This window comes from Burkholderia sp. JPY481, from assembly GCF_038900515.1.
Taxonomy (GTDB): Bacteria; Pseudomonadota; Gammaproteobacteria; order Burkholderiales; family Burkholderiaceae; genus Paraburkholderia; species Paraburkholderia youngii.
Map to the genome: position 1 here is coordinate 50,776 of NZ_JAYMRT010000008.1, position 24,214 is coordinate 74,989.

28 protein-coding genes and 3 pseudogenes are annotated in these 24,214 nt (G+C 62.2%); 10 read left to right on the forward strand and 21 right to left on the reverse strand.

Features of this window, described 5'->3' with window-relative positions; translation table 11 throughout:
• Nucleotides 1-19: 19 nt before the first annotated feature.
• From VSR82_RS20070 to VSR82_RS20085, 4 genes are all read right to left on the reverse strand, one after another.
• Nucleotides 20-949, reverse strand: coding sequence for a LysR family transcriptional regulator (locus VSR82_RS20070; RefSeq protein ID WP_429463066.1), 930 nt, complete (start codon nucleotides 947-949; stop codon nucleotides 20-22).
• Between the two features lie 111 nt (nucleotides 950-1,060).
• Entirely contained in the window at nucleotides 1,061-2,332 is a 1,272-nt protein-coding gene (locus tag VSR82_RS20075; protein ID WP_429463065.1) for an MFS transporter, read from the reverse strand.
• A 398-nt stretch (nucleotides 2,333-2,730) separates the two neighbouring features.
• The gene (locus VSR82_RS20080; RefSeq protein ID WP_429463064.1) at nucleotides 2,731-2,952 is read right to left on the reverse strand and encodes a TRAP transporter large permease subunit; all 222 of its coding nucleotides are present in this window, start codon (nucleotides 2,950-2,952) and stop codon (nucleotides 2,731-2,733) included.
• Nucleotides 2,949-3,122 (reverse strand): hypothetical protein, encoded by a 174-nt coding sequence (locus VSR82_RS20085; RefSeq protein ID WP_429463063.1) that lies wholly within the window; start codon nucleotides 3,120-3,122, stop codon nucleotides 2,949-2,951. Before VSR82_RS20085 ends, VSR82_RS20080 begins: the two co-directional genes overlap by 4 nt.
• Before the next feature lie 174 nt (nucleotides 3,123-3,296).
• Here VSR82_RS20085 and VSR82_RS20090 point away from each other — a divergent pair, with 174 nt between their 5' ends.
• Nucleotides 3,297-4,202 (forward strand): cation diffusion facilitator family transporter, encoded by a 906-nt coding sequence (locus tag VSR82_RS20090; protein WP_429463062.1) that lies wholly within the window; start codon nucleotides 3,297-3,299, stop codon nucleotides 4,200-4,202.
• A gap of 86 nt (nucleotides 4,203-4,288) precedes the next feature.
• On the opposite strand, the gene VSR82_RS20095 is transcribed toward VSR82_RS20090, so the two are convergent.
• Nucleotides 4,289-4,561: a hypothetical protein gene (locus VSR82_RS20095; RefSeq protein WP_013093856.1), complete on the reverse strand. Its 273-nt coding sequence runs from the start codon at nucleotides 4,559-4,561 to the stop codon at nucleotides 4,289-4,291.
• Between the two features lie 256 nt (nucleotides 4,562-4,817).
• Between VSR82_RS20095 and VSR82_RS20100 the strand changes: the two genes are divergently transcribed.
• Nucleotides 4,818-5,633, forward strand: a complete 816-nt coding sequence (locus VSR82_RS20100; protein ID WP_429463061.1) for a class I SAM-dependent methyltransferase — start codon at nucleotides 4,818-4,820, stop codon at nucleotides 5,631-5,633.
• Between the two features lie 49 nt (nucleotides 5,634-5,682).
• Here the strand turns inward: VSR82_RS20100 and VSR82_RS20105 are convergent, their stop codons facing one another.
• Genes VSR82_RS20105 through VSR82_RS20115 form a run of 3 tightly spaced genes read right to left on the reverse strand, consistent with a single transcriptional unit; the run spans nucleotide 5,683 to nucleotide 7,584 of the window.
• Nucleotides 5,683-5,988 carry an acylphosphatase gene (locus tag VSR82_RS20105; RefSeq protein ID WP_429463060.1) on the reverse strand — a complete coding sequence of 102 codons (306 nt, stop codon included), beginning with the start codon at nucleotides 5,986-5,988 and terminating at the stop codon, nucleotides 5,683-5,685.
• Between the two features lie 45 nt (nucleotides 5,989-6,033).
• Complete coding sequence (locus VSR82_RS20110; RefSeq protein ID WP_368582534.1) at nucleotides 6,034-7,122, reverse strand: hypothetical protein; 1,089 nt, start codon at nucleotides 7,120-7,122, stop codon at nucleotides 6,034-6,036.
• Between the two features lie 21 nt (nucleotides 7,123-7,143).
• On the reverse strand, nucleotides 7,144-7,584 hold the full coding sequence (locus VSR82_RS20115; protein WP_410850996.1) for a hypothetical protein: 441 nt from the start codon (nucleotides 7,582-7,584) through the stop codon (nucleotides 7,144-7,146).
• A 404-nt stretch (nucleotides 7,585-7,988) separates the two neighbouring features.
• Between VSR82_RS20115 and VSR82_RS20120 the strand changes: the two genes are divergently transcribed.
• Complete coding sequence (locus VSR82_RS20120) at nucleotides 7,989-8,258, forward strand: hypothetical protein (protein WP_498858008.1); 270 nt, start codon at nucleotides 7,989-7,991, stop codon at nucleotides 8,256-8,258.
• Nucleotides 8,259-8,354: 96 nt separating this feature from the next.
• Nucleotides 8,355-9,989, forward strand: a complete 1,635-nt coding sequence (locus tag VSR82_RS20125) for an NADP-dependent glyceraldehyde-3-phosphate dehydrogenase (RefSeq protein ID WP_368582537.1) — start codon at nucleotides 8,355-8,357, stop codon at nucleotides 9,987-9,989.
• 13 nt (nucleotides 9,990-10,002) lie between these two features.
• Here VSR82_RS20125 and VSR82_RS20130 read toward each other — a convergent pair whose 3' ends face one another.
• The 3 genes from VSR82_RS20130 to VSR82_RS20140 all read right to left on the reverse strand — a co-directional run bounded on the left by VSR82_RS20130 (nucleotide 10,003) and on the right by VSR82_RS20140 (nucleotide 10,858).
• Nucleotides 10,003-10,182: a hypothetical protein gene (locus tag VSR82_RS20130; RefSeq protein WP_368582538.1), complete on the reverse strand. Its 180-nt coding sequence runs from the start codon at nucleotides 10,180-10,182 to the stop codon at nucleotides 10,003-10,005.
• A gap of 10 nt (nucleotides 10,183-10,192) precedes the next feature.
• Nucleotides 10,193-10,342 carry a hypothetical protein gene (locus tag VSR82_RS20135; protein ID WP_498858009.1) on the reverse strand — a complete coding sequence of 50 codons (150 nt, stop codon included), beginning with the start codon at nucleotides 10,340-10,342 and terminating at the stop codon, nucleotides 10,193-10,195.
• Between the two features lie 339 nt (nucleotides 10,343-10,681).
• Nucleotides 10,682-10,858 carry an RraA family protein gene (locus tag VSR82_RS20140; RefSeq protein ID WP_429463057.1) on the reverse strand — a complete coding sequence of 59 codons (177 nt, stop codon included), beginning with the start codon at nucleotides 10,856-10,858 and terminating at the stop codon, nucleotides 10,682-10,684.
• A 105-nt stretch (nucleotides 10,859-10,963) separates the two neighbouring features.
• Here VSR82_RS20140 and VSR82_RS20145 point away from each other — a divergent pair, with 105 nt between their 5' ends.
• Both VSR82_RS20145 and VSR82_RS20150 read left to right on the forward strand, forming a co-directional pair.
• On the forward strand, nucleotides 10,964-11,257 hold the full coding sequence (locus VSR82_RS20145) for a hypothetical protein (RefSeq protein WP_429463056.1): 294 nt from the start codon (nucleotides 10,964-10,966) through the stop codon (nucleotides 11,255-11,257).
• Nucleotides 11,258-11,359: 102 nt separating this feature from the next.
• On the forward strand, nucleotides 11,360-11,587 hold the full coding sequence (locus VSR82_RS20150; protein ID WP_498858042.1) for a type II toxin-antitoxin system VapB family antitoxin: 228 nt from the start codon (nucleotides 11,360-11,362) through the stop codon (nucleotides 11,585-11,587).
• A gap of 410 nt (nucleotides 11,588-11,997) precedes the next feature.
• On the opposite strand, the gene VSR82_RS20155 is transcribed toward VSR82_RS20150, so the two are convergent.
• From VSR82_RS20155 to hcaE, 10 genes are all read right to left on the reverse strand, one after another.
• Nucleotides 11,998-12,864 carry an alpha/beta fold hydrolase gene (locus VSR82_RS20155; protein ID WP_429463055.1) on the reverse strand — a complete coding sequence of 289 codons (867 nt, stop codon included), beginning with the start codon at nucleotides 12,862-12,864 and terminating at the stop codon, nucleotides 11,998-12,000.
• Between the two features lie 76 nt (nucleotides 12,865-12,940).
• Complete coding sequence (dmpG, locus tag VSR82_RS20160; protein ID WP_498858010.1) at nucleotides 12,941-13,951, reverse strand: 4-hydroxy-2-oxovalerate aldolase; 1,011 nt, start codon at nucleotides 13,949-13,951, stop codon at nucleotides 12,941-12,943.
• A gap of 12 nt (nucleotides 13,952-13,963) precedes the next feature.
• Nucleotides 13,964-14,905: an acetaldehyde dehydrogenase (acetylating) gene (locus VSR82_RS20165; RefSeq protein ID WP_429463053.1), complete on the reverse strand. Its 942-nt coding sequence runs from the start codon at nucleotides 14,903-14,905 to the stop codon at nucleotides 13,964-13,966.
• A 33-nt stretch (nucleotides 14,906-14,938) separates the two neighbouring features.
• The gene (gene mhpD, locus VSR82_RS20170) at nucleotides 14,939-15,736 is read right to left on the reverse strand and encodes a 2-keto-4-pentenoate hydratase (RefSeq protein ID WP_429463052.1); all 798 of its coding nucleotides are present in this window, start codon (nucleotides 15,734-15,736) and stop codon (nucleotides 14,939-14,941) included.
• Between the two features lie 18 nt (nucleotides 15,737-15,754).
• Nucleotides 15,755-16,696 (reverse strand): 3-carboxyethylcatechol 2,3-dioxygenase, encoded by a 942-nt coding sequence (locus VSR82_RS20175; protein WP_429463051.1) that lies wholly within the window; start codon nucleotides 16,694-16,696, stop codon nucleotides 15,755-15,757.
• A gap of 439 nt (nucleotides 16,697-17,135) precedes the next feature.
• Nucleotides 17,136-18,362: a 3-phenylpropionate/cinnamic acid dioxygenase ferredoxin--NAD(+) reductase subunit gene (gene hcaD / locus VSR82_RS20180; RefSeq protein WP_429463050.1), complete on the reverse strand. Its 1,227-nt coding sequence runs from the start codon at nucleotides 18,360-18,362 to the stop codon at nucleotides 17,136-17,138.
• Between the two features lie 57 nt (nucleotides 18,363-18,419).
• Nucleotides 18,420-19,259, reverse strand: coding sequence for a 3-phenylpropionate-dihydrodiol/cinnamic acid-dihydrodiol dehydrogenase (gene hcaB, locus VSR82_RS20185; protein WP_410851007.1), 840 nt, complete (start codon nucleotides 19,257-19,259; stop codon nucleotides 18,420-18,422).
• Complete coding sequence (gene hcaC / locus VSR82_RS20190; protein ID WP_429463049.1) at nucleotides 19,259-19,576, reverse strand: 3-phenylpropionate/cinnamic acid dioxygenase ferredoxin subunit; 318 nt, start codon at nucleotides 19,574-19,576, stop codon at nucleotides 19,259-19,261. The genes hcaB and hcaC overlap by 1 nt, the downstream gene beginning before the upstream one ends.
• Nucleotides 19,577-19,581: 5 nt before the next feature.
• Complete coding sequence (hcaF, locus tag VSR82_RS20195; protein ID WP_410842363.1) at nucleotides 19,582-20,121, reverse strand: 3-phenylpropionate/cinnamic acid dioxygenase subunit beta; 540 nt, start codon at nucleotides 20,119-20,121, stop codon at nucleotides 19,582-19,584.
• Nucleotides 20,114-21,475, reverse strand: coding sequence for a 3-phenylpropionate/cinnamic acid dioxygenase subunit alpha (hcaE, locus tag VSR82_RS20200; RefSeq protein ID WP_429463048.1), 1,362 nt, complete (start codon nucleotides 21,473-21,475; stop codon nucleotides 20,114-20,116). The genes hcaF and hcaE overlap by 8 nt, the downstream gene beginning before the upstream one ends.
• 130 nt (nucleotides 21,476-21,605) lie before the next feature.
• Here hcaE and VSR82_RS20205 point away from each other — a divergent pair, with 130 nt between their 5' ends.
• From VSR82_RS20205 to VSR82_RS20220, 4 genes and pseudogenes are all read left to right on the forward strand, one after another.
• Complete coding sequence (locus VSR82_RS20205; RefSeq protein ID WP_368582552.1) at nucleotides 21,606-22,523, forward strand: LysR substrate-binding domain-containing protein; 918 nt, start codon at nucleotides 21,606-21,608, stop codon at nucleotides 22,521-22,523.
• Nucleotides 22,524-22,649: 126 nt separating this feature from the next.
• Nucleotides 22,650-22,931, forward strand: a pseudogene (locus tag VSR82_RS20210) (hydroxylamine reductase); the annotation flags it as partial.
• A gap of 369 nt (nucleotides 22,932-23,300) precedes the next feature.
• A pseudogene (locus tag VSR82_RS20215) lies at nucleotides 23,301-23,574 on the forward strand (MurR/RpiR family transcriptional regulator); the annotation flags it as partial.
• 74 nt (nucleotides 23,575-23,648) lie between these two features.
• Nucleotides 23,649-24,183 (forward strand): annotated as a pseudogene (locus tag VSR82_RS20220) (MurR/RpiR family transcriptional regulator); the annotation flags it as partial.
• Nucleotides 24,184-24,214 lie beyond the last annotated feature (31 nt).

Genomic DNA, 24,214 nt, shown 5'->3' on the forward strand with positions numbered 1-24,214 from the left:
CGCCGCGTGAATAGCCGCCTTACGTCACCCAGCCACGCTCGATCAGCGGCCGGTCCCACGCGGGTTCGGGTCCCAGGTACTCGGCCAGAAACTCGACCAGCGCTTTCACCTTGAGCGCCTGTCGTTGTGTCGCGGGATACACGGCCGCGAAATTCAGCGGCGACAGCGTGTAGTCGGTCAGAATCGGCACCAGCGAACCGTCGAGCAGCGCGGCGCTCGCGACCAGCGTCGGCAGGCAAACGACGCCGCCGCCGGTCAGCGCATAGTCGCGCAGCAGATGCACCGAGTTCGAACGGATCATGCCCGGCAGCTCCATTTCGACGACCTCGTCGCCATGCGCCATGGTCCAGCGATTGCGCGACGGATAGCCCGAATACAGCGCCGTGGTGTGTTGCAGCAAATCTCGCGGGTGTTGCGGCGCGCCATGCTCCTGCACATACGCGGGCGTCGCGCAGAACAGACGCCGCACTTTGAACAGCCGTCGCTCGATCAGCGATTCGGCGATCGGCGGAAAGATCTGGAAGGCGACGTCGAAGCCCTCTTCGATCGGATCGACCACCCGGTCGTTGACGATCACGTCGAGCTGGATGCCCGGATAGCGCCGGTTGAATTCCGCAAGCGGCGCGCCGAAGTGGCCGAGCGCGAAGCCCGGCAGCATCTGGATGCGCAAGCGGCCGGTCGGTGTCGCACGCAACTCGCGCATCTGGTCGGTCAGTTCGTTGACCCGCCCGACCACTTCCGCGCATTCGCGATAGAACGCCTCGCCCACCTCGGACAGTCGCACGACCCGCGTGCTGCGATGAAAGAGCGGCGCGTTGACGAACTTCTCCAGCTGCTGGATGCGCGTCGTGATCACCGAACTCGTCACGCCCAACTGCCGCGCCGCTTCGGCGAAGCTGCTCGTCTCGGCCACCCGTACGAAGGCCTCGATGCTCAGAAAACGGTCCATGCTGCGTCCTTGTCCACTCGTCCAGCCTGTCAGTGTATCTGGGCTGGGGCGCGTGAACGCGCCGCCCGGTCGGCGACAACGGACTCGTTGTCGCCGACCGGTTGCAGCGCATCATTCCGGTTGCTCGCTGGCCGGCAATTCGAGCGACGGCGCAAGCCTCTGACGGCGCACCCGGGCCGGCGCGGTTTCCTCGAGCAGCAGGCTCACGCCGATACCTAGCAGCACCGCGCAGATCGGCAGCCACAAGATGTTCTGAATGCCGAAGTGCGTCGCGACGAAGCCCGCCAATGCCGGTGCAATGCCGCCGCCGAAAATCTCGCCCGCGCCGACGACGATGCCGATCGACGTGGAGATCATGCCGATCGGCGCTGCTTCGGTCGCAACCGGACCGGACAGCAGCGACACGAGTCCGAGCGTGAAGAACGACGCGACGAACAACACCGCGAACAGCTGCACGGGCTGCGCGCCGAGTCCGCGGAACAGGTACAGCATCACCGCGGTGCCCGCAAAGCCGACGACGCTCGCGACGCGCCGCCCGGTCAGGTCCGACAGCCCCGGCAAACCGAACTGGCCGATGAAGCCGCCAAAGCCGATCGCCGAGACGACGACGCCCATGCGCTGCGTGTCGAGCGACAGATACTCGGTCAGATACAGCGGCAGCATCGCGCCGAGCACGAATACGCCGGTCATCGCGCAGAACAGCGCGGCCATCGCGATCAGGATGTTGCGGCTCTTCAGCACGTCGCGCCAATTGCCGCGTTGGGCCGGGCAGGTGGGCCGCTTTGGGGTAGCTTGCGGCGCGGCTTTCGGTTCGCGAATCACGAAGAACATAAGCACGCCGAGAATCAGCCCCGGCACCGACACCAGCGCGAACACCCAGCGCCACGTGACCACGCTGAGTAATTGCGTCGCGATGATCGGCGACAGCGCGAGGCCGAACAGCGCGAAGCCGCTTTGCTGCAAGCCGAGATTGAAACCGCGGCGCTTCGGATGCGACGCATCGGCGGTCGCGGCGAAGCTGGTCGGGCAGAACGAGCCTTCGGCGACGCCCATCAATGCGCGCACCGCGAGCAGGCTCATCAGGCCGCCGGCGAGTCCGGAGAAACCGGACAGCAGCGAGAAGGCCAGAATCGCCGGGATCAGCACCTTGCGGCGCCCGATCTTGTCGGAGATGCCGCCCATCAGCGCCGCGAAAATTCCCCACGACAAGCCGAGGATGCCGATGCAGTTGCCGACGTCCTGCGCGGTCAGATGCAGGTCCTTCATGATCGCCGGAAAGAGCGGCGCGATCAGCCACCGGTCGAGTCCCACGAGGCCGAAGCCGAGGGCCAGCAGCACGACGGCCTTCCATTCGTAGGCCACGTCCCAGTCGTTCGATTTCATCTTTGTCTCCATGTCTGCGTAGGCCGGCCGCTTGGCGCGCGCACGGCATTCGCTGGCGCAAGGGCGCGCCGCCGGGTTCGTCGAATTCAGCAACGGGTGTCGTGCCGCGCTTCGTCGATGCGGCAGCGACGCGGCCAAGATTGGCGCAACTGGGGCGGCTCAGGTACGGGACAAGCGCCGAATGCGGCATTCGTGAATCGCAAATAATCGCGATGCATAGCGCGGCAGCGAGTGTGGGCAAGGCCTGGCGATGAACGACGGCGGCGAATTGGATGCGCCTGAAAGCACCCCAGGAAAAGCCCGGGTAGACGCACGGGTGGGCCGCGGGCGGTTGGCGTTCCACCGGTTTGTTGCCCCGCGCTTTGCCGACCCGCAGGCACGTGCGCATCCGCCGCACGTCATCGCATCAGCCCGACGAGCCCCAGCGCGATCCCCGGCACCAGAATCACCGCGACCAGCGCGACGATATTGGCGACAGGGAACGGAATCGTGCCGCGAAAGATCGTGCGAATCGACAGATCGGGCAGCATCGTCTTCACCATGAACACGTTCATGCCGACCGGCGGGTGGATCATGCCGATCTCCATCATCATCGCGACGTAGATGCCGAACCAGATCATGTTCGCGCCGAGCGGCTGGACGATCGCAGCGAAGACGGGATCGTCAGCAGCATCATCGCAAGCGCTTCCATCAGCGAGCCGAGCGCGATGTAGATCATCGTGATCACCGCGATCACGCCAAGCAGCGTCAGATGCAATTCGTGGATCCGCGCGACGAGCGTCCCGGTCATCCCCGATAGCGTGATGTAGGAAACCGGGAATGACTAACCGCGCAGGCGCTCAATGGGCCAGACAGTTAGTAGCGTTTTGCCGCTGTGAGCCGGGCCGCGACGATCCGGCCATTCGCGCCCGATATACTCCCCTCAGCCAAGAACGTCTTTCAGCCACGGGCGGTCATTCGGATCATGAAAGCAACGGACCTCGAACAACGCATCCTCAAGCAGTCGCTGCTTTGCACCGTGATGATCGCCGGACTCGGCATCGCGGTCGGGATCCTGAGCGGCTCGCTGGCGATCATCTTCGACGGCATGTTCTCCGCGCTCGACGCCGCGATGTGCAGCCTGTCGTTGCTCGTCACCCGCCTGCTTCAACAGGAGAGCAGTCGACGCTTCCAGCACGGCTTCTGGCACATCGAGCCGCTCGTGCTCGTGTTCAACGGCAGCCTGCTGGCGGTGCTGTGCTTTTACGCTTTCGTCAACGCGGTCAAAGGCCTGCTCGACGGCGGCCACGAACTCGAATTCGGCTGGGGCGTCTTCTACGCGATGGTGGTCGCCGCGTTTTGCTTCTTCATGTTCTTGCGCGAGCGGCGCGTGAATCGCGTGATCGACTCCGAACTGATCGGCCTCGACATCAAGAGCTGGCTGATGTCGGCGTGCATCAGCTCGGCGCTGCTGCTGGCGTTTTCGATTGCATGGCTGCTCGAACATATCGGGCAAGGCCACCTGACGCCGTACATCGACCCCGGCGTGCTCGCCCTACTGACGCTCGTGCTGATCCCGATGCCGATCGGAACCGTGATCGGCGCGGTCAAGGAAGTGTTGCTGATTACGCCGCCGGATCTGGAGCAGGAGTTGCGCGACCTGATGCAACAACTGACCGCCGACTATGGCTTCGTCAAGCACTCGCACTATGCGACACGCGTCGGCCGAGGCCTGTTCGTCGAGGTGCACATCGTGTTGCCCGAGGCGATGGAGCAAGCCGGCGTGCGCCAGCTCGATCAGATCCGCGACAGGATCTCGCGCGCGATCGGTGAGTCGGGCCCGGACCGCTGGTTGACCGTCGCGTTTACGCGCGATCCGCGCTGGTTGTAACGACGCGTTGCGGCGTGCGTTCCCATTCCCGTTTCCAGCATGCGCACGCGATCAAAAACGCACAACGAATTTTGTGTGTTTCGCGGCTAGTCCCCGAATGGGTTGCCGGTGTCCTTCACCTCGGTACTGAGGTTGTATTCCGCGCGCATGGCCTTGAGTACGCCCTCGATGTCGCGCTCGAAGCCAATCGCATTGCCGAAGTGGGTCATGTTCCAGTTGCAGCCTGTCTTGTCAGCCTCTTGCAACTGCGGCCGCGGCACGCGAATCTTCACGCCATCGTCGACGATTTCCTGCAGTCGATGAATTCTCCGATTGACCTCCTGCTGAAGCTGCGAGGCGTTAAGCGTCTTGCGTATCATCCTGGGTCTCCTTCCGGTTGCTCGAGCCAGTCTAGCGCAAGTGAAGCGTTTCGCGACCGGCGCTGCAATGCTAGAAGCGCCGGCGCGCGCGCGAGTCTGGCGGCTTTAGACGACGCTAGTTGTGCGCCGCACCACACATCCGTCTATTTTCGCTGTCGCCCGCCTGAATTGTTTCCCCGATAGCCAGACCTGCGGATTCCGAGGAACATAGTCGTGCGCTGCAAGTTGCCAACGTGTAAAACCGGTGGGGGTAAGCATGGGACAACTCGACTTCAGCACCTTCGAACATGAAGGTTGGGAGCGGGTCGCGCAGGCCTATCATGAGTATTTCGGTGATTTGACCGCGCAGTCGAACCAGGCCATTCTCGAGACCCTTTGCATTCGTCGGGGTGCGCGTTTTCTCGACGTCGCATGCGGCCCTGGCTACCTCGCGGCGGCAGCCGCACTGTGCGGCGCGGATGTCGCCGGCGTCGATTTCTCGGTCGCGATGGTCGACAAGGCGAGACGCGTCTTTCCGCCACTCGAATTCCGCGTCGGCGACGCGGAGGATCTGCCATTTCCTGACGAAAGCTTCTCGGCCGTGGGGATCAGCTTCGGAATGTTGCACTTTGCGCATCCCGAGCGCGCACTCGCGGAGGCGCTTCGTGTACTTCGACCTGACGGCAGAATCGCCTTCACGGAATGGGCGACACCGAACAAGGCGGTGGGCTTCGAAATGGTGTTGAGGGCAATCGAGCAGCACGGGACGACCGATGTGCCCCTGCCGCCGGGACCAGCCCTGTTCCGGTTCAGCGATTGGCAGGAATCGAAGCACATGCTGCTCGAGGCCGGGTTCGTCCAACCCGAGATGCGGGAGTTGGACCTCACGCTCGTGCTTCATGCTCCCAATACACCTTTTCATGCACTCCTGCGTGGCGGCGTGCGGTTTTCCGCGTTGCTACATGCGCAGACGCCCGCCGCGCTGGCGGCTATCGAAAGGGCCGTCGCACGCGACGCAGAGGCATATCGCAGCGATAACGGGGACCTGCGGCTTCCGATGAGCTGCATTCTGGCCTCCGCGGTCAAGCCTTAGGGCGCTCGAAAAACCAGCGTTCACGTCCGACACTATTGCGTGACCCGAACTAGACCGTCGCGGCCAGCTTGAATTCATCGAACCGGGCAACTGGTGGCGGCAGTTCCCTGATTTCCAGGCGGTCCACCAGCGCTCCATGCGCACCGTCGACCAGCCAGTCGCAGATTCGCTCGAGCTCTTCAGCGCGCCCTTGCAACACCGCTTCGACCGAACCATCCATCCGGTTGCGCACCCAACCCGTGATCACTCGCGCCGTGGCCTCCTCGATGCAAGCCTGTCGGTAACCTACACCCTGCACACGACCGTAGACTCTCACCAGTCTGGTCCGCAAATCGGTATCGAACTGTGGTGTCATGGTGCACGCAACTCCAGGCTGGATAAGCGGCAGCGCGGTTGCCTCTCAACCGCCGCGCATCTCGTCGCTTTCGCCAGCCGAGTCTGTCGCCTCCCAATCCGCCTGCGTCGTTGCGGGTGGCGTCGCCGGCTGGACACGTGTCCACCACGCGGTATTTGCCGGTGCATGGAAGCGAAACTGCGTGCTCCATGCGGCCCAAAACTCCTGCTGCGCGGCTTGAGACGTCGGAAGAACAAAACCTAACTGCTCGGCGAGTGCCGGCAGATACAGGTCAAACGCCGATTTGACAACGTCGCCCCAGTTTCTTGCCGCAAGAATCGCCAGCCGATATGCGATTACCGCAATAGCGGCCGCAATCGCGGCATTCTGCAAAAGATCGGCTAACACGCAATTGCCGGCCAGCCCGTCCGCAAGCCAGATGTCGAGCGCCCGCACGAACGTAAAGATGGACGTAAATGAACCCAAAACGACGAGTCCGACCAGAAAGTCAACCGGAGCTCTCGCGTCCGCAATGATTGCTTGATAGTCCTTTGGGATGACGGCAAGAAGACGTGGCCATACGAATATGCTGTCGACCTTATAGACTTCGCTCGAGTACCCCTCGAATGCACGCAACGTGTTCCCAAAGGCCGTGGAAAGAACGAGGTTTTCATAGCGAGGGAAATCACGCGCGTTGCGCTCCTGAGTGCGATACAGCCTCGCCCTTACGGTGGCTCTGTTCACCTCGGCTTTTCTGTATTCCGACGATTCTATCGACGCTTTGAGTCGCTCGATCGTACTGTTCTCTGTCTCGAGTTCCGTACGGAGGCGTTCTATAAGGCGCAGCTGACGATTACGGCGGTCGCGCTCATCGCGCTTCCAGGCCTCACGATTGAATGGCCATTTGTATCCTTCGAGGACCTGATAAAACCAGTTGCTCAGTACCATCAAGATCAGCGATAGAACCCATATGATTATGAGGAAAGTAAACAAGCCGCCAACCTTTTCGCTGTCCGAGGTCGCTTTGTTCAGCAAATCGCCAAACACCGGGATATCCGCATTAGCTGCGAGAAAGCCTGTAAAGCCAAGCAGGGCTGGCAAAAAGAAGCCGAGGATAAATGCTTTGTCCAGCAGTTTCGATAGGCCCGAGAGCATCGGCGGTTATCCTTGGCAAGTTCAGCGACGCACTGGCGGCGGGTTGTCGTCATCGGGGTCTTGCTGCGACTGTCCCGGAAGACCTCCGAACTGAAGAGCCCGGTGAACGGCATTCAAATCAATGCTTGCCAGCTTGCTCGGCGGCGTTGCTGAGCCGGAGGTGTCTACCAGATGTTGATAAAGAAAATCGACAACCGCTCTGAGGGCATTGACGGCGCTCGCGTAATCATGTGCAGTCGCCAGGTCATGGACTTCTACGGCCCGCCTCATCACCAGTTCGCGTAGCGGCTCCGGTGCTGATTCATATTGGCGAGCAAACGCGGCGTTGCGCTTGATCTCTTCGAGCTGGTCGATCGCTCTCGACGCACTCCGGCGGGTCTGCCCCCTGGGCACATGCATGGCGGCCAGCCCGACTACTTTGGTCAGCAGTTCGACGATTTCCCGAGACGAGTTTTCTTTCATCTTGGTCCTCCAGGAAGGAGGCACCTTTGCCTCCCGGCCCCGCCCGGTCGTCAGCGTTCGAACCGTTACTCGATGTTAGTACAGCTGTTCGGTAGGAGGAAACAGTAAATCGTGTGCGCTTGCCGCACAGGCGTCGCGGCGGACTTCGCAATAAGTGAATTATCGCCAGGCTTGCTCGCCGCCGTCCCTCCCTGTCACAGGGTATTGCATGCATCGCCGCCAAGGTTGAAGCGCCCGATTCTCCGCAGGGACCTGTTGGTTCCGGACCGTCTCGGCCCCCTCAAAGTGTCTGGTGCGGCCCACCATCGAATCCGCGTTGCCGCTGTCGTGCGAGCAGCCGACGCGTATGCAGCCGGCCGGCCGCACGCTTGCCCGACAGACCGCTGCGTCGGCACAGCCTTTGCATGCAGAAGCTGCGTCAACCGGAGATAGCCATCATGCGATGTTTTGTGGACTTCGTTCCCAGGCAAGCGGTGCGCGGCAGCGTAGCCGCACTCGCTGCCGCCCTACTCATAACGGCATGCGGAACGGGCATTGCGGCATTCGCTGGACTGCTTCCGAAATCCGACGGGGTAGCGACTGCAGTGACTGCTACGCCGCTGGTCGAACTGCAGACCACGATGATGAATCTCATCGAATCCGGTTTCGAGGACCCTTCCGCCGCTTCTGATTGATGTTGGGCACGGTTCGGCCCCAACTCTGCTGCCATTGGTTATGCTTCTGTCTGTGTCTTGCGCCTACCGCGTACTGCACGAACATAGGAGCGAAACGTGGCAAGTATCGACTTCGAAAACCTCCGGCAGTTGTTTCCCGTCACCGACGATATTCCAGAGACCGCCCGCCTTGCGGAGCCGATTCATCAGCGGGTCTCGCTCGTCGATGGAGAACTGAAGGCATGGGATGGAAACTGCAAGACCGTGCTATCTCCGGTCTGCGTGCGACAAGCCTCGGGCGACGCTGAACAGCTCGTAATCGGCAGTTATCCGGTCATGGGTGAAGTCGAGAGCGACGCCGCGCTCGACGCGGCCGTGCGAGCCTACGACCACGGCCGCGGTGAGTGGCCAACGATGACTGTCGCGCAGCGCATCGGCTGCATGCAGGACTTCATTCGTCTGATGGCGGCCAGGCGCGATGAGATTGTGAATCTGATCATGTGGGAAATCGGCAAGAGCCTTGCCGATTCGCAAAAGGAGTTCGACCGCACCATCAGCTATATGCAAGACACGATCTCGGCGCTAAAGGAGCTGGACAATAGCAACTCGCGCTTTGTCATCGCCGAGGGCACCATCGGCCAGATTCGCCGCACACCGCTTGGCGTCGTACTGTGCATGGGGCCTTACAACTATCCGCTGAACGAGACGTTCGCGACGCTCATTCCCGCATTGCTGATGGGCAACACCGTCGTATTCAAGCCGCCCCAATACGGCACGCTGCTGTTCTTCCCGCTGCTCGAGGCATTCCGCTCCGCTTTTCCGAAAGGCGTCATCAACACGATTTATGCGCCGGGCGCGGTGGTCGTGCCACACATGCTCGCCTCGGGAAAGATCGACGTGCTTGCCCTGATCGGCTCGAGCAAGGTTGCAGACCATCTGAAGAAGCAGCACCCGAAGTCGCATCGGCTGCGCGCCGTTCTCGGCCTGGACGCCAAAAACGCCGCGATCGTGCTGGCTGACGCCGACATAGACCTCGCCGTGAAGGAGTGTCTGCTCGGTACGTTGTCGTTCAATGGTCAACGGTGCACGGCGCTCAAGATCTTGATGGTGCACCGCTCGATCGTCGATACGTTTCTTGAGCGTTTCAACGCAGCGCTCAAGAATCTGAAGGTCGGTATGCCGTGGGAAAAGGGTGTGTCCATTACACCGCTGCCCGGCATGCATCGCACAGCCTATATGACTCAGGCGATTGACGATGCGAAGGCGAAAGGTGCGGCGGTGGTGAATGAAGGTGGTGGCGTGTTCTGCAAAACGCTTTTCTATCCGGCCGTGGTGTACCCCGTCAAGGAAGGGATGATGCTCTATCGTGAAGAGCAGTTCGGACCGATCATCCCAGTCGTGCCGTTCGATGACATCGATACACCGCTCGAATATGTCATCACGTCGGACCACGGTCAGCAGGTCAGCATTTTCGGCACCGACGCCGCCCAGATCGGCTCGCTGGTCGACCCGCTCGTCAACCAGGTATGCCGTGTCAATCTCAACAGCCAGTGCCAGCGAGGTCCAGACGTCTTTCCGTTTGCGGGCCGCAAGGATTCGGCGGAAGGCACGCTATCGGTCACCGATGCGTTGCGCGCGTTCTCGATCCGGTCCATGGTCGCAGCCAAGGAGACCGACTCGAACAAGACGCTGCTCGACACGATGGTCACGAACCATACCTCGAAGTTCGTGAACACCGGTTTTATCTTTTAGCGCGCGAAGCGGGTCACTGCGCGTCCGGATGAGCCAGGCCCGCTTCCTCGATAACCTGCTCGTATTGTTCCACGCCGACTACGGCTCGGTACTCCTGCATCAGCCGGATGAGCGCCTGCGACGTCTTCGAGATCACGCCGTAGACTTCCAGTTGCTCAGCGTGCACCAGCGCCTGCCCCAAAGTTATGGCCACGTCAGTCTCCTTATTGCAGTTGAACAGCGAGCAAGTCGTTGGCGAACGCGGGCCGGGCGGAGGCGAACTCCATCAGGTCGACGAAGCCCTTGCTGACCGCAAACTCATGCAGCGCATCATTGCCGCTGTCAGCCTTGATGCGACCGTAGCTTTCGACCATTTTCAGGTCCGTAATCAAGTACATCATCTCAACCTCTTTCTGCCGGGAATGCCCCGAGTTGTTACGTGCGTAGTACGTGCGTAGCGCGGCGAAAAGGTGCACTCCGCCGCGCCGTTTTCCTGTCCTGCTATGGTTGGAAGCGTAGGTCGCGTCGCTTAATTCAAGCTTAAACAATGCCAGGTAGAACGCTACCTCGCGATGAAGCGAGACCAGGACAACTACATGCAGAAGCCGTCGCGACGTCCCATTGACGCGCCAATCAAAAAAAATGCCATCCAGTCGCTCAACTGAACGGCATTACCGCTTCGGCGGCGTTTTCTTTTCCCAGTCACGGGATCACTAATCCCAGCCGAAAATGGCGAGGGTGGATTCCCCTTCCCGGATGCGACGCATCTGATCTGCTTCCCTGGCCTCACGAGCTTGCGCAGCGGCAATCACTTCAGCAACACGGGCTACCGGAATCGCGACCACACCGTTTTCATCAGCGACGATAAGTTCACCGGCTTCAGCCGTCACTCGCCGCCGCGACGCAACGACCGGATTGCATCGTCGGGCTTCACCTCTTCAATCCCGCCAACGTGATGCGGCTCACCGAGGTGCCCCGCACATCGTCGACATTGATTGGAGACACAGAACGCCGCGCGCAGCCTCGCCTCATTGATCGGCAAGGTTGCGATCGTCGTTGTCGCGTCCGAGGCGGCGGCGGATCCACGCCGCACATTGCCGATGCTCCCCGCGGTGCATAGGCGAATGAGCGAAACGGTCGCGGCGGGCGTCCGCCACTTCCGCGAATTCGACGGCGCGCTCGTAGCGACGGCGGTTTATACCTGGTCACGGCGACTCTTCGACCGCGTAACGCGACCTGGCCGGCTTGGCAACAATGCCGATGGTTGGCCGTTGGAGGACATAAGGTAACAGCGACTGCTCGACCATTGGATGACGGCAGGTTCGCGTTTCCGTGGACCTCTCGACGCACAGTTTATTAATAATCAAACATTGAACGCGACCTAATGTTTGATTTTTTCGTCGAACACCACCGTGACGATCGACGACAATCCTTACGAGCGCGCTCTTGAGCTTGCCGACCCTGTCATGGACAAAGCAGACCTGTTTGGGGTGGCAATTCAGACGTTTGTTCGCGTTCAGGCTGGTAAGCGCCTGGCGGTCCCAGGTAGTGCGGCTCCTGATAGACCCGACATCCCGCGGCGCAGAGCGGAGCCAGCGGCCAATGAGCGTCCTCATTGATACGTCTGTATGGGTCGATCATTTCCGTCTCAGCAATCCGAGACTTGTTCAACTGATAGTCACGATGTCAACGACAAGCCAGTGCACGAATATGCGGCAACGAATGAACCGCTCACGCGCTTTCCGCTGCTGCGAAGCGTATCGGTGAACATGACGTCGATGGAGTAATCCAACCTGACCATCGGCGTGTCCCGATCCGGAACTGTCTTTTGTTCGCGCCCATCGACACCTCCCGAACCAGTTCGGTCGATACAAGCCGGAGTGGAAGTTCCTCGTCAAGGCGAGAGTAGTCCAGGAGATGCGATCGCGTATCGCGCGTTCCTGCGCCACCCGTCGCCGCGCCGATCCCCGTATGGGATATGCAAACCCATGCGTGAACGATGTCAGCAACCGGGGTCGAGGAAAATCGATCAGTCTGCGAAGAACTCGAGCACCATACGGTTGAACTTCTCCGCATGCTCCCACTGGGCCCAGTGGCCACAGCGGTTGAATACGTGCAGTTCGGCGTTGGGCATACCCCACAACAGGCGCAGGCCAATATCGTACGGCACGAAGCGGTCGTCGCGGCCCCAGATGATCATCGCGAGCGCCTTGATTTCACCGAGGCGCGGACCGTAGTCGCTGAACTGCTTCGGATTCGCAGCCAGACTCTTGACCCAGTTCTCGAGGTGATCGCGGCGCGACAGCATGTTGTCCACGCGCAGCTGCAGCAGTTCGTCGGTCAGCGAGCTCGGATCAAACACGAAGATGTTCATCATGCGCTTGACGTTCTCGAGCGTCGGCTCGCGGTAGACATGATTCAGCAGCTTGATGCCTTCGGTCGGCATCGGCACGAACTGGCTCGGGCCGCCGGTGCCTCCGCCCATCAGCACGAGCTTGCCGACGCGTGACGCATTCTCCAGCGCAAACGCCGTGGCGCTGTGGCCTCCCATCGAGTTGCCGATCAGATGCGCGCGCTCGACGCCCAGGTGGTCGAGCAGGCCCTTGACGATGCGGCCGTTGAAGTCCGAGCGCGAACCCTTGGTGTTCACGAACCCATCGCTCCTGCCCCAGCCCGGGAAGTCGAGCAGGATCACGCGATAGCCGGCCGCCGCGAGCGGCTCGATGTTGCGGTGGAAGTTGGCCCAGCCGGTCGCGCCCGGGCCCGAGCCATGCAGCATCATCACGACTTGGCCCTCGGCCGGGCCCGCGTCGTTGTAATGCACCTTGTAATCGGTCTCGCCGTCGCGAATCGTCGCAAAGCGGCTGGTATTGGCTTCAGTGTAAGTAGCACTCATGTGCGAATTCCTTGCGTGATTGTTCGATCGGAATATGGGGCAGACGAGCGCATGCAGCGCCGGCCTGCCCCTTGTCTCACTGCCGCTTGAGCAGATCGAGCGCGACGTCGACGATCATGTCTTCCTGACCGCCGACCATGCGGCGCTTGCCCAGTTCGACCAGAATGTCGACGGTCTTCAGGCCGTACTTCTTCGCGGCCACTTCCGAATGACGCAGGAAGCTCGAATACACGCCCGCATAACCGAGCGCGAGCGTTTCGCGATCGACGCGCACCGGGCGGTCCTGCAGCGGACGCACGATGTCGTCGGCGGCGTCCATCAACGTGTAGAGATCGGTGCCGTGATTCCAGCCCATGCGCTCCGCTGCCACGATGAACACTTCGAGCGGCGCGTTGCCCGCGCCCGCGCCCATTCCCGCAAGTGAGGCATCGATCCGGTCGCAACCTTCTTCCACTGCGACGATCGAGTTCGCCACGCCCAGCGACAGGTTGTGGTGCGCGTGCATGCCGGTCTGCGTTTCGGGTTTCAGCACGGCCTTCACCGCGCGGAAGCGATCGCGCACGTCATTCATCGTCAGTGCGCCACCCGAATCGACCACGTAGATCGTGGTCGCGCCGTAGCTTTCCATCTTCTTCGCTTCGACTGCCAGGTTCTCTGGCGTGGTCATGTGGCTCATCATCAGGAAGCCGACGGTGTCCATGCCGAGTTCGCGTGCGTATTCGATGTGCTGCTTCGAGATGTCGGCTTCCGTGCAGTGCGTCGCCACGCGCACCACGCGCGCGCCCGCGTTGTACGCGGCCTTCAGGTCGTGAATCGTGCCGATCCCGGGCAGCAGCAGCGTCGCGATCTTCGCGTGCGAGATCACGTCGGCCACCGCCTCGATCCATTCGAGGTCGCTATGCGCGCCGAAGCCATAGTTGAAGCTCGAACCCTGCAGGCCGTCGCCGTGCGCGACTTCGATCGAATCGACCTTGGCCTTGTCGAGCGCCCGTGCGATGTCCTGCACGTTCTGGATCGAGTACTGGTGACGGATCGCGTGGCTGCCATCGCGCAGCGTCACGTCGGAGATATAGAGTTTCTTGCTCATGTGCGTTGTCCTTTATGCGGCGACGACCGAACTTGCGATGCGCTCCGCGGTGGCGAGCGCCGCCGAGGTCATGATGTCGAGGTTGCCCGCGTAGGCCGGCAGATAGTGCGCAGCGCCTTCCACCTCGAGGAAGACCGAGGTCTTCACGCCACTGAACCTGCCGAGGCCCGGGATGTTGAACGGCGCGCTCTCCGGAATCACGTCGAACTGCACCTTCTGCTTCAGGCGATAGCCCGGTACATATGCGTTGACGGCCTTGGCCATTTCCTCGACTGAGGCTTCGATCTTCGCCTGATCGGCGGCTTCCGAGAGCACGTACACGGTGTCGCGCATCATGACCGGCGGTTCGGCCGGGTTCAGCACGATGATCGCCTTGCCCTTAGCGGCACCGCCGACGGCTTCAATCGCCTTCGAGGTCGTTTCCGTGAATTCGTCGATGTTCGCGCGGGTGCCCGGGCCCGCCGACTTGCTGCTAATCGACGCGACGATTTCCGCGTAGTGGACCTTCGCGACGCGCGAGACGGCCGCCACCATCGGGATCGTGGCCTGGCCGCCGCAGGTGACCATGTTCACGTTCAGCGCGGCGAGCTGCGCGTCCAGGTTCACGACCGGCACGCAGTACGGGCCGATCGCGGCGGGCGTGAGGTCGATCACGCGGATGCCGGGCTTGTGCTGGCGCAGGAACGCGTCGTTCCTGATGTGTGCGCCGGCCGATGTCGCGTCGAACACGACGTCGATCTCCTTGAACACGGGCAGGTTCACGAGCCCCTGCACGCCTTCGTGCGTGGTTGCCACGCCGAGGCGCGCGGCCCGCGCGAGACCATCCGAGTTCGGGTCGATGCCGACCATTGCACCCATTTCCAGATGCTTGCCATGCCGCATGATCTTGATCATGAGGTCGGTGCCGATGTTGCCCGAGCCGATGATCGCCGCCTTGAGTTTTGCCGAAGCCATGTCGATTTCCTGATGAATTGAGTGCTCAGTGTGCTAAACGAACGTCGCGCGTACGCTGCCGAGTCCTTCGATATTCGCCGTATAGATGCCCGGCTGCGTCACGGCGACCATCGGACCAAGCGCACCCGTGAGCACCACGTCACCAGCGCGCAAGGGAGTGCCGAGCTGCGCCATGCGATCTGCGAGCCAGATAGCTGCGTTCAACGGATTGCCAAGGCACGCTGCACCACCGCCGCGCGACAGGACTTCGCCGTCGCGTTCGAGCGTCATCGCGGCATTGAACAGGTCGACATCAGCGAGCGGAACAGGGCGACTGCTTAGCACGAACAGCGCGCTCGATGCGTTGTCGGCGACCGTATCGACAAAGCGGATGTCCCAGCCGCGAATGCGGCTGTCCACCACCTCGATCGCGGCCAGCGCATAGTCGGTCGCGTTGATCAGGTCCACATACGTGTGCTTCTCTCGTACGAGGTCGTGCTTCAGCACCAGGGCGATCTCGGCTTCGACCTTCGGCTGGATCAGGCTCGCGAGCGGCATCGGCTGGTTGTCGCCGTAGGCCATGTTCGCGAACAGCGCGCCGAAATCCGGCTGATCGACACCGAGCTGCTTTTGCACGGCGAGCGAAGTCAGGCCGATCTTGCGGCCAACGATGCGCTCGCCGGCGGCGATGCGCGCATCGATGTTGGCCTGTTGCACCGCGTAGGCTGTCGACATGTCGTCGAGCGGAATACCGCCCAGTGCGATCTCGCCGCGCACCGGCTCGATTACCTCACGCGTGCGCTCCGCTTCGCGCAGGCGTGCCGCGATGGCTTGAATGTTCTGCTGGGTCATCCCCTGTTCTCCTTTGATTCAGGCTGACGGCTTCGCGTGCATCGCAGCGAAGCCTGCGATCCACTCGGGAATCGCGCGGTAGAAGTCCTGGTGCGCCTCGTATGCGCCGAACGCCGAAAGCGCACCAAACGCAGCAACCCAGGTGCGGATCTCGTGGGCAGACCTGCCACCGTCGCGCGTGATGGCGCTGTTGCTCAGACCGTCGACCGCGAGCAGGTCATGCTGCAGCATCGACAGGAACGCCTGGTCCCATGCCGGGTTCAGCGCGCGCATGTTCGGCGCGTCGCCGGCCGTGAACGCTTTAGCTGCGGCCACGGTACGTTCCTGACGCAGCTGGCGCGCCTCGGGCGTCGGATTGCGGCCTGCGATCAGACGTTCGGCTACGTCGCTCGCCGCGCCGTTGAGCTCAGGCACCGGCGGTTCGTGCGAGATGCCACCCGAGCCGATCACCAGCACGCGTTGGTCGAGCGTTTGCAAGAAGCGGCCGATCGCCTGACCGAGCAGGCGCGAGCGGCGCAGCGTCGCCAAAGGCGGCGCCACCGAATTGATGAAGACCGGCACAACAGGGTAGCGATCGAGCCCGCCCGTCAGTTCCTCGAGCGCCTGGGCGCAGCCATGGTCCACCTGCATGCGATACGACACGGCGGTGTCGATGTCGGCCGCGAGTACGGCGGCGGTCATGTCCTTTGCCAGTTCAGTCGGCACGTTCAGCGGGCCCGCGAGGCTCTTGTAGTCGCCAATCGCAGTGGCGGCCGCGCCAATGCAGAACGGCGGCATCAGGTCATAGAAAAATCCGTTGTAGTGATCCGGCGCAAACACGACCACCAGTTCCGGATGGTAGGCGCGCACGCGCTCGCGCGCGGCCGCCGTCACCCGTTCGACCTCGGCCACAACCTCGGGCGCAGGATCGAAGTAGCCGTGCAGCGGCGTATGGGACAGACACTCGAGATGAATCGACATTACAGGGCTCCGGCCGTCTTGGCGACGGCAACGTGTTTCAGATGATGGCGGTGCACCGACCGAACGGACCGGCCGTCATGAGTCCGCTCCGCGCGGTCGCGCTCTCGGTGGAATAGGCTCCTCGTCGGCCAGACGGCCGCACCGGCATTCACAGACGGCGCGTCACGCCGGGCTCGGAAGCTGTGACGTATGCCAAGGTCGACCACCGTCGTGGTCCCCGCAGGCAATAGCGTGCTGGTCTCACCCGCCCCTGATGCGCGTAGCCATGGTTGTCGACGACGGTCACCTGCGTGTAGAGCACGGTGCGCCTCGACAGGAAGTATTGCCCCCCAGCACGCCAAACAGCGCATGGCTCGACCGACGCGAAAAAGACGTGGATCCTGTCCGCCATCACGCCGATGCGATGGGCAAGCTGCCGAGCGTAGAATGCCGCTGCAACCTATGCTGCTACCTTGGCAAGATTGCGCAGGCTCTGCGCCGAATCGGCCAGCACCTCGCGCGCGAGTACCACATGTCTTGCGACGAGTTCACGCAGGCTGCGCATGTCCCGCCCCTGGTTCACGGTGATCGCACCGGTCAATGCGCCCCCGGCGTCAAGGCCGAACAGCACGGCGGGCGGCGCATCGAGCGCGCCGCGTACGACCCAATCGGACGCCGCCATCTCGCCGACCAGCTGGATGTTGAGACCGCACTGGTCGGTCCAGAACCACGGCGCGCCCGGCGCCTCTACGGTGAGACCGAGCATCGCACGCGCGGCGGCGACACCCTGGTTCTGGGCATTTTCCCAAGTCTCGAGGCGCACCACGCGCCCCGTCACCGGATCCTGGCGGCCGGCCACATCGCCAGCGGCAAACACGTCGGGATGCGAAGTACGATACTGCGCGTCCACGGCAATGCCGTTCGCGATGGCCAGCCCGGCTGCTTCAGCCAGCGCCGTGTCCGGAATCGCACCAACGCCGTACAGCACTGTGTCGCCCGTTACGGTCGTGCCGTCCCCAAGCGTCAGGACGATCTCGCCGCCAACGCGCGCCGCAGATTCGATTTGCGCGCCGAAGATCAACTCCACGCCCCGACCGCGATGCACGTCGCAGAGCCAGTCAGCCAACATCGACGGCGCATTGCGACCCATCGCGCGCGGCCCTGCTTCGAGCACCGTGACGCGCGCGCCGAGGTCGACGGCGCTCGACGCAATCTCCAAACCGATCACGCCCGCCCCCACCACGATTACGTGGCGACCCGGCCGCAGGTCGTCGCGCAAACGTCTGGCGTCGTCGAGCGTGCGCAGCGTGTGCACGCCCTCACCCAGCGCGTCGAGCAGCGGCAGGCGGCGCGCACGCGCCCCGGTCGCAATCAACAGTTTGTCGAACGCGACCGATTCGCCCGTCGAGAGAGCCAGCACGTGGCTCGACAAGTCGAGCCCGACAACGGTCACGCCGAGGCGGAGTTCGATCCGCTTCTGTTGGTAGAAGTCGTCGGCGTACATGGCACAGCGCGTCTCTTCCGGACGCAGCAGCACATCCTTGGAGAGCGGCGGCCGCTCGTAGGGCGCATGCGCTTCATCGCCCACCAGTACGATGCGACCATCGAAGCCCTGGTGGCGCAGTTCAGCCGCTGCATTGGCGCCGGCCTGGCCCGCGCCGACGATCACGAAAGTGGATGAGGTCATGACAAGTCTCGATGTAAGGAGCCACGTTCGAGTGGCCCTCGCATTGCGCCATCGCGATCAGAGATTCAGGCCGCCCGCCGTATGGCGGATGCCACGGATGGCGAGGCCCGCGTCGGCATTGAGCAGCACGCCGCTCAGCGTGCGGTTGTTCGCTCGCGAGGCCAGCAACACGAACGGGCCAGTGAAATCCGCTGCTTGCGGAAAGAACTGCAACGGCAGAATGCTCGCAATCGCTTCGGGCGAGCGCGAGTCCATGATCCGCATGTTTTCCTGGCCGAGCGAAGCGGGGCCGCGCAAGTCGCTCGCCATGCCGCACGGACCGACACCGTTGACGCGCACCTTGGGCGCGAGTTCGTAGGCGAGTTCACGAATCAGGCCCACGGCGGCATGCTTGCTCGCGGTATAGAGCGGGCCGCCGCCGCCCGGATAGAACGCCGAGTTCGACAGCGTGAAGATCATGCTGCCCTCGGACTTGATCAGCTCAGGCGCGGCCGCCTTCGCACCGAGCAGATAGCCCTTCACGTTGACAGGGAACAACTCGTCAAAACCGTTGGCCAACTGCTCGGGCGTGAGACTCATCAGGCTCGCCCCGTGATCCCAGATCGCCGCGTTGCCAATAAAGGTGTCGAGCTTGCCGAAGCGGTTCACCGTCTCGGCCACCGCGCGCGAATTGTCCTCGTAGCTGCGCACGTCACCCTGCGTCGCGACCACATCGTCCCCGAAGCGAGCGCGCAGCGCGTCGACCTTTTCGTGCGAGCGCTCGAGCACGCCGACCTTCGCACCCTCCAGCAGGAAGCGCTCGACCAGCGCAAGCCCGAGACCGGAACCGCCGCCCGTGATCAGCGCGACGTCGCCCTGCAGCCAGCCGGCCGGCGCCGGCGTCTGGTTCGCATCCATCACGCCTCCGGCACGTCGACGTAGACCTTGCCGTCCACGAGGCTGACCGGAAAGGTCTTGAGTGCCACGGTGGCGGGCTGACACAGCGCGTCGCCCGTCTTCAGACAGAAGCGCGCAGCGTGCAGCGGACACTCAACCGTGCCGTCGTCCTCGACATAACCTTCGGACATCGAGGCATTACCGTGGCTGCAACGGTCAGCGAGCGCGAACAATTCACCATTGACCTTGAACACCGCGATCGCTTCGACAGACGCATCCACTTTGATCGCTTCGCCATCGGCCAGCGCATCACCACTGCAAACAAATACTTGGGCCATGGTTTTCAGAAAAGAACACTTAGATTGTGGGAATTCAGCGTCGCCTGATCGAGCACGATCTCGCGGCGACACAGCTGCCAGCCTGCCGCGCTGTCGGCGCGGCGCACGCGGTCAAACCGCGTACCGACGTATAACGTCTCGTCGCGCTCCTTCTGCGAGCGGTACAGCACATAATTCAGGCGCACGTCGAACTCGCCCGGCACCTCCCCCTCTGCGATTCGCACATTGCTGATCACGTGGCGCGTGCGCGAGGGCGGTTCCTCGGCCCAGGCCATGCCGGTCTCGAGGCGCGCAATCCGGCGCTCGAGCTGATGCCAGCTGTCGTCAAATACCCAGGTCGTCGGCGGCTGCACGCTGCGGCGACGGTCGCGCGTCTGCGCGTTGACGGTCGTGCGCATCGTATAGGCGATGTCCTTGCTGACGAGATCGAGCCAATCGCGGAATTGCCAGTCGTCGAGCAGTTCAGCCTCGTAACAGAGGAACTGTTCGATCTCGTGATGCAGCTCGAGCGGAACGGCCCTCAGAAGTTTGGTCGTATCAGTCACGCTTCAGTACCTCCTGCTCGTAACGCTGGGTGCGCTCATGGACTTCATCCCAGGTCTCGCTCGCCAGCAGATCAGCCCAGCGGCGGTACATAGCGCGTGCCGCGGTTTCGGAAAAGATGTAGTTCGTAATGCCGGGGATACCGTCCTCGCGCACCTTTTCGTTGCCCAGACCCATTTCGACGATCAGCTTCGTCTGCCGCGCGCGCTTGCCGCGCAGCACCTTCTGGATTTCGACCCAGTTCTCGGAATCATCCTGCTCAAGAAAGCCCGCCGGACCGAACGCGCGCGTCGCGCTGCGCTCGAACGCAGCCTTCACCTCTGGCGACGCATCCTTGTCGGCGATGCAGAATGCCCAGACTTCAACCTGGTTCGGGCCGCGCGGATGCCACACGCGCAGCGTGGCCGTGCCATTGAGCCAGGACAGGGTCGGGAACATCGTGTTGTGGCCCGCGAGACGCAGTGCACGAACCTGGCCGAGGCGCTGCTCGGCCTCGGCATAGCTGTCGCGGAAGTACTGCGAGACTTCGCCGTCCACCCAGACGTTGGCATCCGGCTGCTCCGTGAAGAAAAAGCCACTGCCGTGACCTGCCTGGCCATACTGCAGCGCGTCCTTCGCCGTTTCCCAGACGGGGCGCGCAGTCTGGCCCGCGCCGAGTTGCTTTGCCTCACCGTCGGGCTTGGCGCCCAGTACCTGCACCGCCGACGCATGCGAGAACAGCGCGTGGTACTGATCGCTCGCGAACTGCTCCGCCGGGAACTTCCAGTTGCAGTCGATCACCCATTTCTGCACGCCGCCGATGATCTCCGTGCCGCCCTCGCGGCGATCGAGCACGCCGTCGAGATACCAGGCAATGTCGCCCATGTAGTCACGCAGATCCGGCGCCGTGGCGTCCCAGTTGCCGAAAATGAGGCCCTTGTACTCAGCCACGCGCGTGACTTCCTGAAGGCCAAGCTTCTCCTTGCACAGGCCGTGAGGATAGGCACGTTCTTCGAGCGGCACGTCGACGAGCGCGCCATCAGTGCCATACGACCAGCCGTGGTACGGACACGTGAACGCACGGGTATTGCCCGAATCGGCATACGACACGCGCATCGAGCGATGACGGCACTGGTTCAGGAAGGCCTTGACGGAGCCGTCTTTCTGGCGGACGACGACGATCGGGTCCTCGCCCATGTAGGTGTTGAAGAAATCGCCGGCCTTCGGGATCTGGCTCACATGGGCCAGAAACAGCCAGGTGCGGCCAAAGATGCGCTCAAGCTCGAGTTCGTAGAGTTCGGGATCGGTATAGATCGACGATGCGACGCGGCCAGTACGCGCATCGACAAGCGCATCAAAGTCAATGCTCTTAGACATGATTTGTCTCCTCCGGACAAGCGTCCGGTTCGAATTTGGAACCGAAGTGCGCAGATTTTGCGACGGCCGCCATAAAAACTGAAATACTTTGTTTGTTGCAATTGATAGGTTTTAACGATAAAAAGGCGGAATGGAACTTCGACATCTCCGCTATTTCATCGCCGTGGCCGATGAGCTGAGCTTCACGCGTGCGGCCGAGCGTCTTGGCACCGCCCAGCCTTCACTGAGCCAGCAAATCCGCGATCTCGAGGAGGAAATCGGCACGCCGCTGTTCACGCGCACGCGCCGCAAGGTAGAACTGACCGAGGCCGGACGCGCTTTCCGCAGCGACGCGCAGCTCGTGATCGAACAGGCCGCTCGCGCCGTCGCTCATGCGCGCCGCATCGGCGAGCGAAGTCGCACGACGATTACCATCGGTTTCGTGCCGGCGGCCGAGGTACAGATTTTCCCGGCCATCCTGCCGCGCCTGCGCATGGAGTATCCGGAAATCAACGTCGAGTTACGTAGCCTGCTCACCTACGAGCAGGAGAGCCTGCTGACGGTGGGCGGGATAGATGTGGCCTTCATGCGCGGGCCGATCGACGCGGCGGTGTTCGAAAGCGAGGTCGTGCTGGAGGAACCGATGATGGTGATCCTTCCCGCGAGCCATCGGCTTGCGCAATGCGAGGAAATCGCCCCCGAGCAGCTGGACGGGGAGACCTTCGTTGCTACGGATCCGCTCGCCGCGGGGCAGGTGCACAAGGTGGTAGAGGCGTATTTCGAGGCTTACGGCATCCGCCCGCGCACGGCGCAGATCGCGAACAACATTCTGCTCAATCTCAATCTCATCAGCATGGGGCTCGGCCTCGGCCTACTGCCCGCCTACACCGCCTCGCTGATCAATCGTTCATCGTGCGCGCGACCGCTCGCGGGCGAGGCGCCCGTGATCCCGCTCTACATGGTCTGGCGGCGCGGCGAGCACACTCCCGAACTCGAAGCATTGCTCACGATCGCGCGCGAGCAGTTACTAACTCGTGCACAAATGGGCGAACGCAAATCGGCACGATAACCTGAGCTCAAAAGTGACAAGCGCCAATGAAGGTCGGCGAGCGCTTCGGTGGCTGTTGTGGGCCTCGCGCATTCGCCCGCCGCTAGATCGATTCCTGCAGCACGACCCTTCCTGAGGATATGTTCCGTGCGCACTTGCGTCGCAAAGACTGACCGCACGGGTGTACAACCTGGTTGCGCATCTTTGAAGGGCAATTGCGGCAAGGACGCGACAACTGCTGACCTGCAGGATCTGTTGGTGCATGCCGTCAAGGGCATCGCGCAGTACAACAGGCTTGCGCGCCTCACGGGGCACGCGGATCGCGAGTCAGACCGGTTCATTCTCTACGCCATGTTCACGACGCTGACCAACGTGAACTCCAACGCCAGTCGCTTCGTCGTACTGCTGCGCGAGGCGGGCTTGACGCGATTGCCTCGGCGCGAGAGCAGATAAAAGTCCACGTGCACAACCGGATTTGCTCGGCGCCCTTCCCGCGCTAATTGCGGCCTGCACGTCGATGGTTATCCATGTGCGGAGTAGGGATGGCCTAGCAGATCGACATCCAAACCCCGCCAGGCCATCATTAGGGGACAAAACTTTGGAGCCACAGAATGGGGGCATCGAATAGCGGCATCCACCCAAATACGCGGGCCGTAAGCGGAAGTCTCGCCCACAGGCTATTGGACAGCGGCATTCAATTGATTCTTTAAGCTGGCGCTGACTTTATTGGCTTTGTTAGATACATGTCATTGACGTAATGTATGACAGGCAATTAACCATAAATCCATCCGCGCTGACATGCCGACCGCTTTCGCACAGACCGTCGAGGCCCACTTTGCCGAACTCACTCGAACGCCCCAGCGCATTGCCAGTTACATGCTGGCTCATCTCGAGCGACTAGGCCTGGAGCCGGCTGATCAGATCGCGCAGCAAACGGCCACCAGCGGAATCTCCGTGGGGCGTTTCCTGCGCAGCGTCGGCTATCGCAACCTCGACGACCTCAAGCGCGAACTGCGTGGCGCGCAGGGGCGCGCGTGGATGATTACCGACCGGCTCGACGAATACCTGCGCGTGTTCGGGCAGTTCGCCAACACTCCGCACCATGGCGAAAACGTCCAAACCGGCGCCATGACCCGCTCGCTGCAACTCGAAATCGACGCGATCCAGCATGTGTACCAGTTGGCGCAATCGCCCATGTTCGCCCGCATCGCGGAGCGCATCTCCCAAGTGGACGCCGTATATATCGTCGGCATCCAGTCCACCCGCGGCACCAGCAACGCGTTCTACGGCTACCTCGAATACATCCGTCCGCGCGTCTTGTACTCCGACGGCCTGTCCGTCTCATACGTCGATTCGCTGAACTCGGAATTCGCCGCACCGATCCTCGTCATTACCGACACGCGCGCCTACCCGGTGATCGCGCGCCGCTACTGTGAAGCCGCAGCGCATCGTGGCGGGCAGTTTCACTGGTCACCGACATCTATTGCCCGTGGGCTCGTGAATTCGATTGCGACCTGTTGCAGATCAAAACCGATGTCGGCCAGTTCTGGGACTCGCTGGCGCCGCTCAGCTGTCTGTTCAACCTGCTGATGATTACCGCGATCGTTGCTCAACTGGGGGCCGCGATCGACGAACGCGTCGCAGCTAGCTGCAAGGCGGATTCAATCAGTTCGATCTCTAAACCTCTCACATCCGGAATCTGAACGCGCCCG